Here is a 15,744-nt window from a genome sequence, read left to right on the forward strand (position 1 = left end):
GACCTGTCTGTTAGAGTCAAGCGATGAGGCAAAAAAAAGCTGAAAGCCAGCCTGAAGCAGGTTCCGCGCGTCGTCGCTTGCTCGACACCGCAACACGGCTTTTCTACGAGGGGGGCATCCATGCTGTCGGCATCGATCGCATCATCGCGGAAGCCGGCGTGGCCAAAGCGACCTTCTATAATCATTTTCCCTCGAAAGATGACCTCGTCGTCGCCTATCTTGAGGAGATAGACCGACTCGGGCGGGCGGCAGTGGCCGCGCTTCCGAAGCAACCTCCTCGGAAAATGATCTCGGCTATCATGGGGCGTATCAGCGAGGCTGTGACTTTCGGAGGCTGGCGGGGGTGTCCGTTCCTCAACGCGGCGGCCGAATATCCCGATCCAGCCAGCCCTGTGCGGCAGGCGATCAATGCGCGCCGCGTTTGGTATCACAACAGCCTCGAGAATCTTCTCGCGGAGGACGGGGACCCAGCTCCTTCTGTCACCGCTTCCCTCCTCGTCGCGCTTTCGGACGGCCTGCTGGAAAGTGCCTATCTGGATGATGCCGAAAGCGTCCCCGCCCTTGTTCACGAGGCGGTGACGAGACTGCTGGACCGCCGATGAGCGCCGCTCGCCGCCCAAGCACTACCGGTCTGCGCCGATTCCTTGATCTCCAGCAACAGCGCGATTGGATGGAGGGCAAGACAATCGTGGCCGACGCCGACGAGCGGTCGGAGTCCCTGGAACTGCGTTTCAAATATGCCGCGCGGTTCGAGAAGCTGCTGCGCCGGCCGCAGGCGCAAGAAGTCCTGGAGATTCTCCGGCGCTACGGCCGCGACTGCATCCCGATCCCACGCCGGACCGAGCGGCTCTACTGGTCGGTTTCCTGTCTGCCGTCGACTCCGGGCAAGGCGCTCGTTCGCGTCAATGCGAGTTGGATGGAGCTTTTCTCGCTCCATCCGGACGGCGAGGGCGTCCGCGCGCTCTTCGTGACGCAACTTTCCGATTTCACCACCGACCATTCACTCGATCAGGGCGAGGTGGACGAGGCTTTTCTTGAGCGCTGTGTCGTGACGCCGGAAGACATCAGCTATTTCTTTCCCCGAGGCGAGGACATGTTCGGCATCAAGGTCCGCGGCTTCTCCTCGATCGGCAAATTCCTCGCGGCGAGCCGGGCGTTGCGGGCCATCCGGGCGTTCAACCTGACCCACATGAACCGGGGCCGGAACGCCTATCAGGCGAGCCACTGCTACAGCCTGGCGGATCACATGCTGAGTGATGAGGGACGCTGAACAACGGCCAGAACATCGGAGAGCCTGCGGCGGCACCTTCCGACTACGGATGGAGGCAACCAAACGACCAAATGTTTCGCGCTCATCGGATGCATGGTCATGCTAACCTGCGGCGCGATCTGCGGTCAGCCGTAGTGGCTTCGGCGAGCCTTGGATGCGCTGGACCAGGACCCGGACGCGATCGATCGGCTGTTTCGGATCAATATCCACGCTCCCTATCATGCCTCTGTCGAGGCGGCGCGGCAGATGCCGGAGGACGGCCGGATCATCGTGATCGGCTCCGTGAACTGTGACCGAATGCCCGTCGCAGGCATGGCGTCCTACGCGCTGAGCAAGTCGGCCCTACAGGGACTAGCGCGAGGGTTGGCGCGGGATTTCGGGTCGCGCGGGATCACGGTGAATATCGTGCAGCCGGGACCGATCGATACCGACGCGAATCCGGCGGACGGGCCGATGAAGGACCTGATGCACAGCTTCATGGCCATCAAGCGCCACGGGCGGCCTGAGGAAGTCGCCGGGATGGTAGCTTGGCTGGCAGTGCCGGAGGCCAGCTTCGTGACAGGAGCGATGCATACGATTGATGGCGCGTTTGGCGCTTGATCATCAAGACGCGAGGGGAGCCGAGGCGTGCGCCCCTCGCGTTGCGAGCTTTGGTCCGAAGGCTGCCGGCCGCTCCCCACCGGGTGGAGCTGTAAATTGCTGTGCCGGATTGGGGTCGCATGCGGATTGTCCGCTTCAGCGAAATGCTTCCGGATAGCGGACAGTCAGCTGTGGCCCACTGCAGCCATTCCGGAACACATCCGAATAGTCGCTCCTGGCGCTGCCTGCGGTTCGATAGCTTAACTGGAAGTCCAGACTATCTTGGAGGTACTCGATCCCGCGAGAGCGTGTCGCAGCGCGATTCCGAATGCATGTGGGTATACCTCACCAAATGAATTCGGTTGCAGGACTGTATTGGTGGCAGCGCTCCCTGGACTCGATACCCTCTCGTTTTATCTCCTACGCTGGAGCACGCCAGAGAAACATCATCGCCCCGGCCGAGTTGACCCAAACTCGACTTCCGCAGAGGATCCGCGGATGACCGCTTCGCCACCGCGTGGAAACGGACATAGCCGGCGACCGCGTTATAGGTCGCGGTTACGCAAGAGCAGCGGCGGCTCCGGTCGAACCGGAGCCGCCAAGGCAACGCTCATGCACCTCGCCGATCTCTCCGCCGTCACTTGGCGGAATCTCGAAACGCCCCGGCCTCCACGTCCAGTACGAATCGAGCGATAAGAGCCGCGCACTCCCGGTGATGGGTTTCCAGAAGCTGGTGACCGCTTTCGAAGACGTGGATCTCCAGCGCATCGAGAATTCGGTGATAAGCCATAATCTCATTGATATCGAAGAAGGGGTCGTGCCTGCCCCAAAGCAGAAGGCATGGCGGCTGGTGCTCCCTGTGGTAGGCCCGGATCTCTGGGAAACGCCGAATGTGAGACCCATAGTCGGAGAATATCTTGAACTGGATGTCGATGATTCCGGGCCGCGACAGGCGCTCCCAGTCAAGATGCCAGCCCTCGGGAGGATAGAGACGTGCCAAGCGCTCCGGCTGCTCTCCGACATATTGGTATCGGGTCGTCTCGAAATTCATCCAGTCGGGCAGCTTGGCCCTGTTCTCCTCGCTGGGGTCGGCAAAGTACGCCTTCGGGGCATCCCATCCCTCGCCCAACCCCTCGTCATGGGCATTACCGTTTTGGACGATCAGGCCCCGGACGCGCTCCGGTCGGCGCGTCGCAAGATAATAGGCAATGGGCGCGCCGAAATCGTGGATATACAGGAAGAACCTCTCGACTCCCAACGCAGCGAGGAACGCATCGATCGTCTCAGCGATGTTCCCGAACGTGTAGTCGTAAGCATCTGCGGATGGCGTTGAGGAGTAGCCGAAACCAGGCAGATCCGGCGCGATGACATAGGCTGATTCCGCCAGAGGCTCGATGAGGTTGCGGTACATATAGGACGACGTCGGATAGCCATGCAGCAAGAGGATAGCCGGCATTTCAGGATCGCCGGCATGCCGGTAGAAGATATCTAGGCCGTTGACATCGATGGTCTCGTGGCGAGTCTTGTGGCGATAGTTCTGCATCTCTCATTTCCTCCTTTTCGTGCCGGACCCGCCCTGGCCTCTGAAACCCGACTGCCGTAGTATTGCGGTTACAGAGCTATGTAACCGGATAACGCCAATAATGAGGTTAAGTTCCGTGGCGGACGCTGAGACGAAATGGGTACCGGAGCATTTTATCGGCGGGCATCCCGCCCTCGACCTCGCGAACGCCGTGTTCAACCGTCGCGTGCCCGAGCCCGATAACGAATTGCTCAAATCCGCTCGGGACATCGGAAACTGGTTCAAGGCGCGGGGGCTCGCCGATGCTCGCCAGGCAGAAGCGGTCGCCGCCCTATCAGGCAGACCCTTCGTGGAATGGGTCCACGCGGTGCGGGAGGCCTCGGCCCGGGTCTTCGGGGCGATCGCCGCGGGCGAGCCCCCGCCTGTGGAGGCGCTGGGCTTCCTGCTTTCTGATGCAGCTAGGGGGCTTGCCGCCGGATCCCTGGAACCGAATGGCGCACGACCGGAATTCACCTTGAATGAGTGGCGGGACCCGGCCGCTGTTACCGCCTTCCTGGCCCTGCTGTCGGTGGAAGCCATCTTCACCCTGCCGCGCGAAAGGCTGCGCGAATGTCCACGCTGCGGCTGGCTTTTCCTAGACACGTCGCGTGGCGGGAAACGACGCTGGTGCAGCATGCGGACCTGTGGAAACCGCGAGAAGGTGTCGCGCCACAGGGAGCACTGAACTAGGCGAACGGATTCATCGTGACACCGTGGGCGGGAGACCAAGGTTATGGGGGAGATCGCCGGCCGTCACGGGAACTGAGATCTCATCGCCGACGCTGATAATGAGGGTTCAACGAAGCCCCCGCCCATGCGAACAGACCGCTCTCCAATGAACTGCAGATAGCTGCCGTCACTGGAAGAAGCTATTCGATCCGGTCGAGGAACGGCCGGATAAGCGACACGACTTCCTCGAGGTTAGTTTCAAGCAGCCAATGACCGCCATCCAACAGATGCAGTTCGGCATCGGGCAAGTCGCGCAGATAGGCGCGCGCCGACCCTTCGGGCATGTAGTGATCCTGCGGGCCCCGGACGATCAATGTGGGGGGCCTGTGCTGTTGAAGATATTTTCGGTGTTCGGGAAACCATTGGCGGTTTGCCTTGAGGCCGAACAAGATGTCTGCAGTGACGTCCTTTCGCCGCTCGGTCATCTGCAACCAGTGCAACTGCCAAAGGTCTGGTGGGACGAGGTCGGCAAGTTCCTCGCGGATATCGTTCAGGAACTCATCGCGGAAGTTCTCTTCGGTGACAGCCTCACGCATGGCAGCGGCAGCGTGCATTTCGTTATCCGGCAGCGACCAGGCCTTTTCGATGTCGGCATATTTTGGACCAAGCGCATCTTCGTACGGGATGTCACCGTTCTGGATAATCTGGGCAACAACTCTCTCGGGTCGCATGATTGCCAACCGAGCGCCGATCGGTGAGCCGAAATCATGGAGATAGATCACGAAACGCTCGATCTTCAACTGCTGCACGAACTGATCGAGCCACCTGGCGTAGCCGTCGAAGCTGTAGTCGAAATCATCTAGTGTACCGCTATAGCCGAACCCAGGATAGTCAGGAGCAATAAGCCGCCATTTATCCGCCAGTCTCGGCATCAAGTTGCGGAATTCGTAGGATGAACAGGGATAGCCGTGCGGCAAGAGAACAACAGGCGCGTGTTCTGGGCCCGCCTCTCGGTAAAAGGTGTCAACCTGCCCAGTCTGGACCCTGCTGTGCCTGACACGTGTATCCATGCGATCGCTCCCATTTGCGGAAGGGCGCCTTTCCGGGTCAAGGTTCCCAAGCACCTGCATCGCTAGAACGGTCATTGATGGAACATGGTCCGTCCGGTTCGGCTATGGAACCGAGAACAGCGGACACATGCTGGTGGGCGGATCGGAGGTCGGCAACGGAACGGCAGCTTATGCCGATCGCTGACCGAAACGGGACGGACCGCTCTCAGCCCCTAAGCTGCCGAGCAGCAATGCGCTGAACTTAACCCGATAACGGACAGACCGCTTGCGGCCCCCATTCGACCTTTCGTTCTCCTCTTTGCTAATTGTGGCCGAAGGAGAACTACGAAGGACTTTCACAGTATGAACCTGCGGTACGGGATCGAGTGAGACCTATAAATTGAGCTGATAGGAAATCGGCAGCCAGCGGTAGCCTCCATCCTTTTTCTCGACAAACCCAAGGGAAGGGAACGACGTGTGGTAGCCAGCGACGGGAAGCCGGTCAGTCGCAACCATATCGTAAATGCGCCGTCTGGTTTCCGCACCCTTCGCTTTATCCATATCAAAGAAGGCATGCCACTCGGGGTGCGCTAGCGATGCTACCTCGTGATGTGCGCAATCACCCCACACGAACAGCTGCTTGCCCTGGCTTTCAATGTGGAAGGCTAAGTGTCCTGGGGTGTGTCCGTAGGCTTCAACGGCGTGAATGCCGGGGGCAACCTCGTCACCTGGTTTGATAAAGCTTATACGTTCGGCCAAAGGAGCAACGTTCGTCGCGAAGAGTCTGGCCGACGTATGTTCGTTGTCGTCGGGAGCTGCAGCGAGACGATCCTCGGACGACCAAAAATCGAACTCCGCATCTCCAATTACATATCGAGCATTGGGAAACAGCGGTTCTCCCCCCTCCATCAAGCCACCAATATGATCGGGGTGCGCATGGGTTAGGACCACGAGGTCGATCTGCTCGGCGGCAAACCCGGCTGGGTCCAGCAGATTCGCAAGCCAGCCGCCATGCGGCCGCGGGACGAAGCCATCCGCGCCGTTACCGGTATCAAAAAGAATGAGCTCTTTTCCGGTGTTCACGATCGTGGGAGTGAAGCCGGGCTGGAACTTACTTTCGGGAAGCAGGCTCTGGCGCATCAGCTCTTCGATTTCCGCCTGCGGTCGATCATGCCCTACGATCGGCCAGGGTCCATCGATCACTGCGCCGGCATCGAGAATATTGGTTACTTCGAACTCGCCGAGTTTGAACCGATAGTGGGTGGGCATTGACGGACCAAGCGGCATTGCGGCGCCATGTGCTGCCGACGCGAACAGACCGAACATCGCCGGAGCTGCTGTCAACGTAGCAGCCGAGGCGATAACTTTTCGCCGAGATAAGGTCGAGCGAGGTAGAAGCATGTGCGGTATCCTCCGTAGCCACTGATCCCTGCTAGTGCGGTTCCACTTGCTGGCAAAGTGCCTGTCCGTGCTGCCATTCTATTTCTGCACGGTTCGCTTACACTGCGTGCTGCGACCGGGATGAGGGCCCGGCGGTCGCAAGCAATGGGAGGTTAGCTGTGCCTGCTCCAGATGGCTTGTACGAACGTGCTGCCGTAAGTCCAGGGCTCCGCCCCTTTTGGCATGTGGACGAAATGCGCACCTTTTTCGTAGGGCCGCTTCAATACAATAGGCTTCATCAGCATGGGGCGCCCGTTTACCTGGCCGGAATGTACAGCAAATTCGGGTTGCGAATCCACGGAGGTCGTTGGCATTGGTGCCGCACAGCCGTCATTCCCGCCGGAGTGCTTCACGAACTTGATCTCGCCGGTTATCCATTGGCGGTCTTTTATGTTGAGCCAAGTGTTGGTGGTGTCGACGCGCTCGTGCCACTATCCGGCGATAGTTGGGAAGTGGACGGCGTCCTTGTTGGCCGCAGCGGCGAGTTCTCCATCATGCGTGAGCTGTGGGAGGACAGTGCCAGCGCAAGATGGGCCGGCCAAGCATTAGACGACCTACTCGCCTATTCCAAACTGCGAGCCGCCAAGCGCATGGATCCGCGTGTTTCTGCGGCCGCTGATTACCTGCGAATTCACTCAGACAAGCTGACGCCCGTGATGAAGCTGGCAAGGAACGCGGGTTTATCCGCGTCCCAGTTTCAGCGAATGTTCACTCGGGAGGTGGGCGTGCCTTTCCGTCGCTACCGGGCTTGGAACCGAATGCGCGTAGCCATAAGCGAGATTGCGAACGGAAGCAATTTTACAACAGCCGCCCATGCAGCGGGCTTTGCGGACCAAGCCCATTTCACCAATGATTTCCGCCGGACTTTCGGTGCACCGCCATCAGTCAGTCTTCTCGGCCTCAGGAACACTGCGCACCATGAAGAAGGGGCCAACCTCCCAGTATTGGCATTGTAGCTTCTGCATCCTTGGTTCTATGAAGTAGCCACAGTGGCCCACCCCAATTTCATTGAAACATCATTCAAGCCGACCCACATGTGCATCGCGTCGGGCGTATCCTCCCATACGTCCGGCGCGTCCCCCTCTGGAGGTTTAAAACCTTATTTGGCCGGGCCTGACAGTCCAGCCTTTCTCTTTCGAATGCATCATTCGGAAGCCTGATGGCATATGGGTTATGGTATGCATCGCACCGCCTCGACCGACGTAACGCACAGTCAGGATCATCAAATGGCAAATCCGCCAGGCCGACATAAATCCCTGGGCAGCCGCCGAGGCTGCCTTTAAGCCAGACAAGAGGCCGGCGGCGGCGGTCCGTGAACCGTCGGTGCACCAGATGTCAGAGAGGTTGTTTCAATCAGGATCGATCGCACCGTGCTAGACTATTTCCAAAAAGACGGGCCAGGCTGGCAGGATCGGATCAACGACGCTTTGCGGCAGATTATCACCAAGAGACCGCTGCCGAGGACAAACGGTCACGACGACTGACGTGATCGTCTGGCGCGCTTAGATCTGCAGCCGAAGTTGATCTTTCTCGCCGGGCGATCCCTCGTCGAGCGACGACAACGTCACGCCGAGAAGGCGAATGCGCTTGCTGACGGGAAAGAGCGGCGCAAACAGCGTGTCGACGAGATGTTCGACAGCGGCACATCCACGCCCGCAGCGCTTCTCCAATCTTTCAGCTCCACGTTTTTGCCTTCGGCGGTCTCGAACGTACAGCCCGAATGGCTGAAGCCGCGGTCTGGCATTTCCTCATCACCGATGCGGGCAGACTTGGCTGCAGTCGCTTCTAGCTCTGAGGCATCGGCCCAAGCGCTGCGGCGTCGTATCGAAAACAACTCCATCACAATTCCTCCGACAAGGCTCCCACGTCGAGAGCAATGGAAAGATATCATTTTTCCGCAGCGTAGGCACCGCCGTTAAACCCGGCCACAGCAGCATACCGCCAATCCGGTACTGGCCGTTGATGACCACAAGGGCTCGTCTGAGGCCTTAATTCCACCGGGTGGTATGTCTGCTATCGAGTTCTGGACGCCGGAAGCTGCCGGCCCGCAGCCGGAGCCCCAAGCAGGGTGAAGCCTCGCGCCAGTGCTGTAGGATGAAGCCGATTGAAGTATATGCGGGAACCGAACCAATCCACAGAAATATTTTGTTGGTATTTCTGTTGGTTATCAGCTCCACCGGACAATCATCAACTATTTAAAAAACAAGCGCAATTTTCCAATCTTCGATTCCGCCCCTTCCCATGGCTCCTCACAGCGTCCATTCCATCAATGAAATCAATGGGCTATCTGGTTCTGTCTGCTCATGGCGCCGCGCCACGTACCATTGCAACGCATCAGTTTGTGGGTAACGATCCGGGTATCACCCATTACCCCGGAGGCCCGCTACCCATGCCGCTTTCCGACTTCGCCTGCAAGAACGCCAACCCAAGGACAAGCCGTATCGTCTCGCCGACGGCGACGGCTCCATCTCCTCGTCCAAAAAAGTGGCTCCAAGCTCAGGCAATTGCGCTATCGCTACCTGGAGAAGGAGAATATCCTTTCCTTTGGGAAATACCCGCTGGTGTCGCTTCTCGACGCGAGAGAAAAGTGCGACGAAGCTAAGAGGCTGCTTATTGCCGGTATCAACCCCTCTACAAAACGCAGGGAGGAGAAGATTGCGGCCATCACGGAAGCACGCACCACCTTAGGCCTAATCGCCGAGGAACATGTCAGGCGGATGGAGGAACGGAAGGCGGGGGCGGCCACCGTTACCAAAACCAAGTGGCTCCTCGAAGACCTGGTCAGCCCGCTCGTCAAGCGTCCCATCAAAGAGATCACTCCGGCGGAAATTCTCCAACTCCTCCAGAAGTTCGAAAAGAGCGGCCGAAGAGAAACGGCGCGGCGCTTGCGCGGCGCTTGCGCGGCGTGATCGGCAGTGTCTTCCGGCTGGCGATTGTCACCCTCCGGGCGCCGACGGCGATGGGCTCTATCTCCTTGTTCAAAAAAGCGGCTCATCGCGTAGCCATAGATAATCGTCCGCACCCACGTTCGTTATTAAATCGTCCGAGAACCGGCAACGCGTGTTGGAGTGCTCCCGTGGAACCGGACCAGCGAAGCGTCGGTTGGGTTTCGATCTGGTATCGGTCACTGATCAGGCTCGGACGTCCGACCTGACCCCACGGGATCGGGATCCCTGGAGGGCAATGTCGGCGGCATCGTCTCGAAAAGCCACTCGCGCCAGATGGCCACCAGCAATGCCATGAGGACCGGGCCGACGAACAGACCAAGGAAGCCCATGGTCTTCACGCCACCCACGAGGCCGAAGAAGGTCGGCAGGAAAGGCAGTTGGATCGGCCCGCCGACCAGCCTTGGTCTGAGGGTCTTGTCGACGATGAAGAGCTCCGTGCTGCCCCATGCAAAGAGGGCCAGACCCGCGATGGGCGAACCGCTCGCCACCAGGTAGATGGATACCAGCGTGAAGGACAGCGGCGCGCCGCCGGGCACGAGCGCCATGAACCCGGTGAGGACGCCCAGCGTCACGGGCGAAGGCACACCGGCGAGCCAATAGGCGATCCCGAGCACGATGCCTTCGCCGATCGCGATCAGCGTCATCCCCGTTACCGTGGAACCGATGGTTGCCGGCACCACGCGCGAAATCCGTTCCCAACGCGCCGGCAGAATGCGCTCGCCCAGCCTGTCGAGTTGGGCAACGAAGCCCTCGCCGTCGCGATAGACGAAGAAGAGAACGATCATCATGAACAGCAGCGTGAGGAACAGATCGAACAGCCCGCTCCCCGCCGCCAGCACCGCGCGGGAGATGTTGCCGATATTGGCGCCGCTGGTGATCTGCACCATCTCGCCGATCGCGCCCGGTTCGCCGACATATCTGCCCCACTGCCGGCTCAGCCATTCACCGACTCCGGGCAAGGCCGCGATCCAGTCTGGCGTGGGCGCACCCAATTCGTTCGTCTCCACCGCCCAGGTGAACCAGATGCCGATCTCCTTGATCGCGTAGCTCATCGCCAGGACGATCGGTACGATGAGAAAGGCGAGGATCAGGAGGATGGCGATGGTCGCCGCGACCGTTCGATTGCCGCCGACCTGCTTCAGCAGCGTCCTGTAGAGCGGCCAGCTCGCAAAGCCGATGACCAGCGCGGCAAGGACGGGCACCAAAAAGTCGCGAAAGAAATAGATTCCGGCGGCAAGGACGAGGACCAGAAGCCAACGCGCAACCGACAGCGGCGGGATCAGTGCAATGCGCGACGGAGAAGAGGAGCCGAGCCAGCGAGGCTCCAAGCGTCTCTTCGAAAGTTCACCGTCGCGTGGATCCATAACCGAACCTTTCCAAAGCCATCGAGCATCGGAGCCATGAGATGAGCCATAATGCAAGGGCAAAACCGGCGCATGGCTGTCAGGGCGGCAAGGCATCGAGAACAAGCTGAAGGATCGTCGGGAAATTCTCAGCGCACGGGCTTGAAAGCCGCCCGACGCGCTCCCAGATTTCCCCGGTCCGGGCCCCTCTGGCAGTGCCACGGCATTGTGATGTCGGACTTCGAGTTAGCTGCGATACGCGCATCTTGCTTGTTGGCCGACCCTTTTCGAAGCCCCGTCGTCCTCCAGGTAATGGTTGCAAGCCGCAGCCCGATTGGCCGCGGCACGGCCGGATCATGGAGCGACACTATGAAATGCCCGATCGACCAGACAGAATTGATGATGACAGAGCGGCAGGGGATCGAAATCGATTACTGCCCGAAATGCCGCGGCGTTTGGCTTGACCGCGGGGAGCTCGACAAGCTGATCGAGCGGTCCAGCGCCGCCGAAGCGCCGCGCGCGGAGAGGCCACATCGGCAGGAAGAGGCCCGGCCGCAATATCGCGAGTCCGGATACGACCAGCCGCGCCACAAGAAGCGCAAGTCGCTGCTCGGCGAACTGTTCGATTTCTGACCGCCATCCGGTGACGGCCGGCCCGCCAGGGCCCGGCCATTCTTCGTCCATCTCCATTTTTCCCCTCCCGGCACGGGAGGATCAGCGGAAGCAAAACCATGGAATCGAGTATCTGGCTCTGGGTCGGGTTCAACCTGTTCGTCCTGGCGCTGCTGGCCTTCGACCTCGGCGTCCTCCACCGCAAGGAGCGCGAGATCAAGGTCGGCGAAGCGCTGTGGCTGAGCCTTTTCTATATCGTGCTCGCCCTCCTGTTCGGCGCAGGCCTGTTCTGGCTGCGGGGTAGTCAGGACGGCATCGACTTCCTGACGGGCTATTTCATCGAGAAGTCGCTCAGCGTCGACAACATCTTCGTCATCGTCCTGATCTTCACCTATTTCTCGGTGCCGGCACAGTACCAGCACCGGGTGCTCTTCTGGGGAATCCTGGGCGCGCTCTTCATGCGCGGCGTCCTCATCTTCGCCGGTGTGCAGCTCATCCACCAGTTCGCCTGGATGGCCCTCCTGTTCGGCGCCTTCCTCATCGCAACCGGGGTGAAGATGCTGATCGTGGCCGATCAGAAGCCGGACCTCGAAAACAATATCGTATTGAGAGCGGTTCGGCGGCGTTTTCGCCTGACCGAGACCTTTCACGGCAAGCGCTTCTTCATCCGCGAGAACGGCTTGCTCTACGCCACGCCGCTGTTCCTCGTGCTCGTGATGATCGAGTTCACGGACCTCGTCTTCGCTGTGGATTCCATTCCGGCAATCATCGCCATCACCACGGACCCCTTTATCGTCTACACGTCGAACGTCTTCGCCATTCTGGGCCTGCGCGCGCTCTATTTCGCGCTGGCCGGCATCGTGCCGCGCTTCATCTATTTGAAATACGCGCTGTCGCTGGTGCTGGTCGTGATCGGCTTCAAGATGATCGCGAACTACTTCTATGGCGGCAAATTCGTGCCCACGGAGCTTGCGCTTTTGACTACGGTGGTGCTCATCGGTGGCTCGATCGTCCTGTCGCTCATCCGCACGCGCGGCATGGCTCCGGAGCCCCAGGCCCTGCCCACGGGCTGGGTGCCGGGGAGCCCCGCCGAGAGAGCGGCCGAGAAGCCTGCCAATACGGAGTAGCCGACGCGCGCGCGGGTCAGCTTTCCCGGGGATAGTCCTCGCACTGCTCGCTGCCGGCACTCCGGCGGCGGCATTTGCCGTTCATCTCCTTCCGCTGCCGTAACTGGTGGTCACGGTCGTGAGGGTCTATCGCAGCGCCGGCCGGTATGCCGGCCCGCGCTGTGGGCGCGGCTGGCTGAAGTGGCGGTCGTGCTTTGGGCAATATCCATGGTGGCGCCCTGATCCTTTGGCCCGCAGGGCCCGGTCAGAAGCGCTCGGCCCGGAGCACCTGCGTGTCGGACACGCTGACGACCCCGATGTGACGTTCGACGACAGCAAAGGCAGCTTCGAGCAGGCCGTCCAGCCGCTCCGGGCGGATGAGGCAGATGACGGCGACCATGCCGCCGGCGCGTCCAACCTGGCCCTCGCGGCTCCACTGGCCCGAGCGTCCCGATCCGCCGCTCACCGGCAATACGGTGTAGCCGGTCACGCCGGCATCGTTCAGTGCGTTGGTAAGCTGCCGCTCCATCACCGCTTCGATGATGATCTCCACGCGCTTGGCGTTGTGCATCTTCATGTCTTCAGTTCCCCGTCACGGCGGCGGCCAACATCATATAGAGCGGAATGCCGAACGTCAGGTTGAACGGAAAGGTCACTCCCAGGGCGAGCGTCAGCGATAAGGCGGGATTGGCCTCGGGCAGCGCTACCCGCATGGCTGCGGGCACGGCGATATAGGAGGCGGACGCCGCCAGGACCATGAGCAGCACCACACCGCCCAAAGAAAGCCCCAGCGCCAGCCCGCCGGCAAGGCCGAGCACGGCGCCGACGAGTGGCATCAGAAGGCCGAAGGCGACGGCACCCGGCGACAGCACGCCCCGGCTGCCGCGCAGCCCCCGGCCCGCCACCAGGCCCATGTCGAGCAGAAACAGGCACAGCACACCCTTGAACGGCTCGACGATGAAGCTGCCGATCTCCGCCAGCCCCTCTTCACCCGTGACCCAACCGATGGCGAACGCGCCGAGAAGCAGGACAATCGAGCCATTGAGCAGGATCTCGCGCCACAGATCGCCTCCCACCTGCTCGGCTTTGCCGCCACGCCTGGCCGCAAGCCACAGCGCCGAAAGAATCGCCGGTGCCTCCATCGCCGCGGCCACCGCGACCATGTAGCTCTCGGCCGCGATCCCGAGCCCGGTAAGAAGCGAGCTTGCGGCCACGAAGGTGACGATGGAGATGGATCCGTAGTGGCCGGCAACCGCTGCCGCATCAATGGCGGACACTTTCGATAGGGAGCGCAGCAGCACGAAGGCGATGAAGGGCAGGAGGAGAGAAAGCACCACACCCGCAAGCAGTGCCGCCACCAGCCGCGCATCGACCCCATGGGCCGCCACGCCCGCCCCGCCCTTGAAGCCGATGGCGAACAGGAGATAGAGCGACAGCCCCTTGGCGATCGCTTCGGGAAAGCTCAGGTCGGAACGGGCGAGAGCCGCCGCGAGCCCGAGCACGAAACTCAGAATGATCGGCGAGACCAGATTGGCCCCCGCCAGCGCCAGGATATCGTCCATACCCGTCCCTTGAAAGCTCGCGGGAACATAGAGGGAAGTTTGCGGTACGAAAAGGCGGCCGGACATTCGGCGACCAGCTCGCGTAGGCGATCTATTGCCGCACCGGCTTTCGGCCGTCAGCTTAAGCGGATTCCGCGTCTGACATGCTGAAGGTCACCCGTCCGTCCACCTCCCTGAAACGCTCGACGGTTCCAGGTTGGGCGGAGCCTGACAGCGGGGCCAAGGCTCCGAATATGCGGTCCTGAGCGGTTTCACCCCTCTAAGGCTACGTGCGCATGGTATGACAGGGCCAGTGCCGATGACGGCCACGGGAGAGGCTGCTGGCACATCGCCCATATGAATTTTCTCGTGAATTCGAACGATTGAGGCAAAAAGAGAGCTGCTCAGGATGCCGTTTCTCTTGCCACCGGCGGGCAGGTTCCATCGAGGCAGCACTCGTCCTCCAAGTACCCGATGAGCGCCTGCATGCTCGGATAATTGGCCCGGCAGATCAATGTCGTCGCCTGCCGCTCCTGGGTAACCAGGCCTGTGTCGCAAAGGCGCTTGCAATGGTGCGAGAGCGTCGAAGCCGGAATGCCAAGCTTCTCCTGGACCCGGCCGACCGATATACCCTCCGCGCCGGCGCGCACCAGTATGCGGTAGATTTTCAGTCGGGTCGGGTTTCCCAGTGCCTCAAGCTGTGCTGCGGCTTGTTCGTGGTTCATGGAATTAGCCTATGCGCGCGTGCGGGGGCGGGTCAATTGAGTTTCGATGAAGATCGAAATTGCGCGACTGGAGCAAGAGGCCTCACTGCGAACGCTGGTTGACCCGTTTCGCCACCTCTTCCGCGTTCTCCACCCGCTCTGAATAGCGGTCAGTGAGATAGCTCGCACGGTCGCGCAGGAGCAGCGTGAACTTCGTCAATTCTTCCATCACGTCGACGATGCGGTTGTAGTAGGGCGACGGCTTCATGCGTCCGGCCTCGTCGAACTCGGCGAACGCCTTGGCCACGGAGGACTGGTTGGGGATGGTAAACATGCGCATCCAGCGGCCGAGCACGCGAAGCTGGTTGACGGCGTTGAAGCTCTGCGAGCCGCCGCAGACCTGCATGACAGCGAGCGTGCGCCCCTGGGTCGGCCGCACACCGCCGAGCGAGAGCGGCAGCCAATCGATCTGCGCCTTCATGATGCCGGTCATGGAGCCGTGACGTTCCGGCGAGCACCAGACATGGCCTTCCGACCACATGGAAAGGTCCCGCAGTTCCTGCACTTTCGGATGGTCGGCCGATGTGGAGTCCGGCAGCGGCAGGCCCGCGGGACTGAAAATCCGCACCTCCGCGCCCAACCGCCGAAGAATTCGCGCTGCTTCCTCCGTCGCCAGCCGGGAATAGGAGCGCTGTCGCAGCGAACCATAGAGCATGAGGATGCGTGGCGGATGGATGGAGCGGGGCGCGTCGAACAATGCCGTGGGATCGATCGGCCGGAACTGCTCTTCAACGAGGCTGGGGAAACTGTCCACCGGCTGGGCGGTATCGGTCATTCGCATTCTCCCGGACGAGCGCAGGTGCGTCCCGCTATCGGTATTTCGACTTAATTCGAAATACCGATAGCGGTACTGGAAAACGCA

The 15,744-nt window shown here is 60.8% G+C and carries 16 protein-coding genes and 2 pseudogenes; 9 read left to right on the plus strand and 9 right to left on the minus strand.

The window, feature by feature from the left end; genetic code table 11:
* Nucleotides 1–23: 23 nt before the first annotated feature.
* From ACFP9U_RS01460 to ACFP9U_RS01470, 3 genes and pseudogenes are all read left to right on the plus strand, one after another.
* The gene (locus ACFP9U_RS01460; RefSeq protein WP_378618488.1) at nt 24–602 is read left to right on the plus strand and encodes a TetR/AcrR family transcriptional regulator; all 579 of its coding nucleotides are present in this window, start codon (nt 24–26) and stop codon (nt 600–602) included.
* On the plus strand, nt 599–1,270 hold the full coding sequence (locus ACFP9U_RS01465) for a hypothetical protein (protein ID WP_378618489.1): 672 nt from the start codon (nt 599–601) through the stop codon (nt 1,268–1,270). Before ACFP9U_RS01460 ends, ACFP9U_RS01465 begins: the two co-directional genes overlap by 4 nt.
* Before the next feature lie 153 nt (nt 1,271–1,423).
* Nucleotides 1,424–1,870: pseudogene (locus ACFP9U_RS01470) on the plus strand (SDR family oxidoreductase); the annotation flags it as partial.
* A 616-nt stretch (nt 1,871–2,486) separates the two neighbouring features.
* On the opposite strand, the gene ACFP9U_RS01475 reads toward ACFP9U_RS01470, so the two are convergent.
* On the minus strand, nt 2,487–3,392 hold the full coding sequence (locus ACFP9U_RS01475) for an alpha/beta fold hydrolase (protein WP_378618490.1): 906 nt from the start codon (nt 3,390–3,392) through the stop codon (nt 2,487–2,489).
* Between the two features lie 115 nt (nt 3,393–3,507).
* On the opposite strand from ACFP9U_RS01475, the gene ACFP9U_RS01480 reads away from it, so the two are divergent.
* Nucleotides 3,508–4,095: a CGNR zinc finger domain-containing protein gene (locus tag ACFP9U_RS01480; protein WP_378618491.1), complete on the plus strand. Its 588-nt coding sequence runs from the start codon at nt 3,508–3,510 to the stop codon at nt 4,093–4,095.
* A 184-nt stretch (nt 4,096–4,279) separates the two neighbouring features.
* Here the strand turns inward: ACFP9U_RS01480 and ACFP9U_RS01485 are convergent, their stop codons facing one another.
* Together ACFP9U_RS01485 and ACFP9U_RS01490 are read right to left on the minus strand one after the other, a co-directional pair.
* Entirely contained in the window at nt 4,280–5,149 is an 870-nt protein-coding gene (locus tag ACFP9U_RS01485) for an alpha/beta fold hydrolase (RefSeq protein WP_378618492.1), read from the minus strand.
* A 372-nt stretch (nt 5,150–5,521) separates the two neighbouring features.
* Nucleotides 5,522–6,529: an MBL fold metallo-hydrolase gene (locus tag ACFP9U_RS01490; protein WP_378618493.1), complete on the minus strand. Its 1,008-nt coding sequence runs from the start codon at nt 6,527–6,529 to the stop codon at nt 5,522–5,524.
* Between the two features lie 158 nt (nt 6,530–6,687).
* Between ACFP9U_RS01490 and ACFP9U_RS01495 the strand changes: the two genes are divergently transcribed.
* Both ACFP9U_RS01495 and ACFP9U_RS01500 read left to right on the plus strand, forming a co-directional pair.
* On the plus strand, nt 6,688–7,524 hold the full coding sequence (locus ACFP9U_RS01495; protein ID WP_378618494.1) for a helix-turn-helix domain-containing protein: 837 nt from the start codon (nt 6,688–6,690) through the stop codon (nt 7,522–7,524).
* Nucleotides 7,525–7,794: 270 nt separating this feature from the next.
* Nucleotides 7,795–8,052: pseudogene (locus tag ACFP9U_RS01500) on the plus strand (BrnA antitoxin family protein).
* An 80-nt stretch (nt 8,053–8,132) separates the two neighbouring features.
* Here the strand turns inward: ACFP9U_RS01500 and ACFP9U_RS01505 are convergent.
* The gene (locus ACFP9U_RS01505; protein WP_378618495.1) at nt 8,133–8,408 is read right to left on the minus strand and encodes a hypothetical protein; all 276 of its coding nucleotides are present in this window, start codon (nt 8,406–8,408) and stop codon (nt 8,133–8,135) included.
* A gap of 664 nt (nt 8,409–9,072) precedes the next feature.
* Here ACFP9U_RS01505 and ACFP9U_RS01510 point away from each other — a divergent pair.
* A complete protein-coding gene (locus ACFP9U_RS01510) occupies nt 9,073–9,477 on the plus strand; it encodes a tyrosine-type recombinase/integrase (protein ID WP_378618496.1) in 405 nt (134 codons plus the stop codon).
* Nucleotides 9,478–9,692: 215 nt separating this feature from the next.
* Here ACFP9U_RS01510 and ACFP9U_RS01515 read toward each other — a convergent pair whose 3' ends face one another.
* The gene (locus tag ACFP9U_RS01515; RefSeq protein WP_378618497.1) at nt 9,693–10,880 is read right to left on the minus strand and encodes an AI-2E family transporter; all 1,188 of its coding nucleotides are present in this window, start codon (nt 10,878–10,880) and stop codon (nt 9,693–9,695) included.
* Nucleotides 10,881–11,228: 348 nt separating this feature from the next.
* Here ACFP9U_RS01515 and ACFP9U_RS01520 point away from each other — a divergent pair, with 348 nt between their 5' ends.
* Nucleotides 11,229–11,492, plus strand: coding sequence for a zf-TFIIB domain-containing protein (locus ACFP9U_RS01520; RefSeq protein WP_322452835.1), 264 nt, complete (start codon nt 11,229–11,231; stop codon nt 11,490–11,492).
* Nucleotides 11,493–11,590: 98 nt separating this feature from the next.
* Nucleotides 11,591–12,598, plus strand: coding sequence for a TerC family protein (locus ACFP9U_RS01525; RefSeq protein WP_378618498.1), 1,008 nt, complete (start codon nt 11,591–11,593; stop codon nt 12,596–12,598).
* Nucleotides 12,599–12,842: 244 nt separating this feature from the next.
* Here the strand turns inward: ACFP9U_RS01525 and ACFP9U_RS01530 are convergent, their stop codons facing one another.
* The 4 genes from ACFP9U_RS01530 to arsH form a co-directional block, all read right to left on the minus strand.
* Nucleotides 12,843–13,154, minus strand: coding sequence for a P-II family nitrogen regulator (locus ACFP9U_RS01530; protein WP_378618499.1), 312 nt, complete (start codon nt 13,152–13,154; stop codon nt 12,843–12,845).
* Between the two features lie 4 nt (nt 13,155–13,158).
* Nucleotides 13,159–14,139 (minus strand): sodium-dependent bicarbonate transport family permease, encoded by a 981-nt coding sequence (locus ACFP9U_RS01535; protein WP_378618500.1) that lies wholly within the window; start codon nt 14,137–14,139, stop codon nt 13,159–13,161.
* Between the two features lie 383 nt (nt 14,140–14,522).
* Entirely contained in the window at nt 14,523–14,843 is a 321-nt protein-coding gene (locus tag ACFP9U_RS01540) for an ArsR/SmtB family transcription factor (RefSeq protein WP_378618501.1), read from the minus strand.
* A gap of 82 nt (nt 14,844–14,925) precedes the next feature.
* Nucleotides 14,926–15,657, minus strand: coding sequence for an arsenical resistance protein ArsH (arsH, locus tag ACFP9U_RS01545; protein ID WP_378618502.1), 732 nt, complete (start codon nt 15,655–15,657; stop codon nt 14,926–14,928).
* Nucleotides 15,658–15,744 lie beyond the last annotated feature (87 nt).

This window comes from Nitratireductor sp. GCM10026969, assembly GCF_042660605.1.
Taxonomy (GTDB): domain Bacteria; phylum Pseudomonadota; class Alphaproteobacteria; order Rhizobiales; family Rhizobiaceae; genus Chelativorans.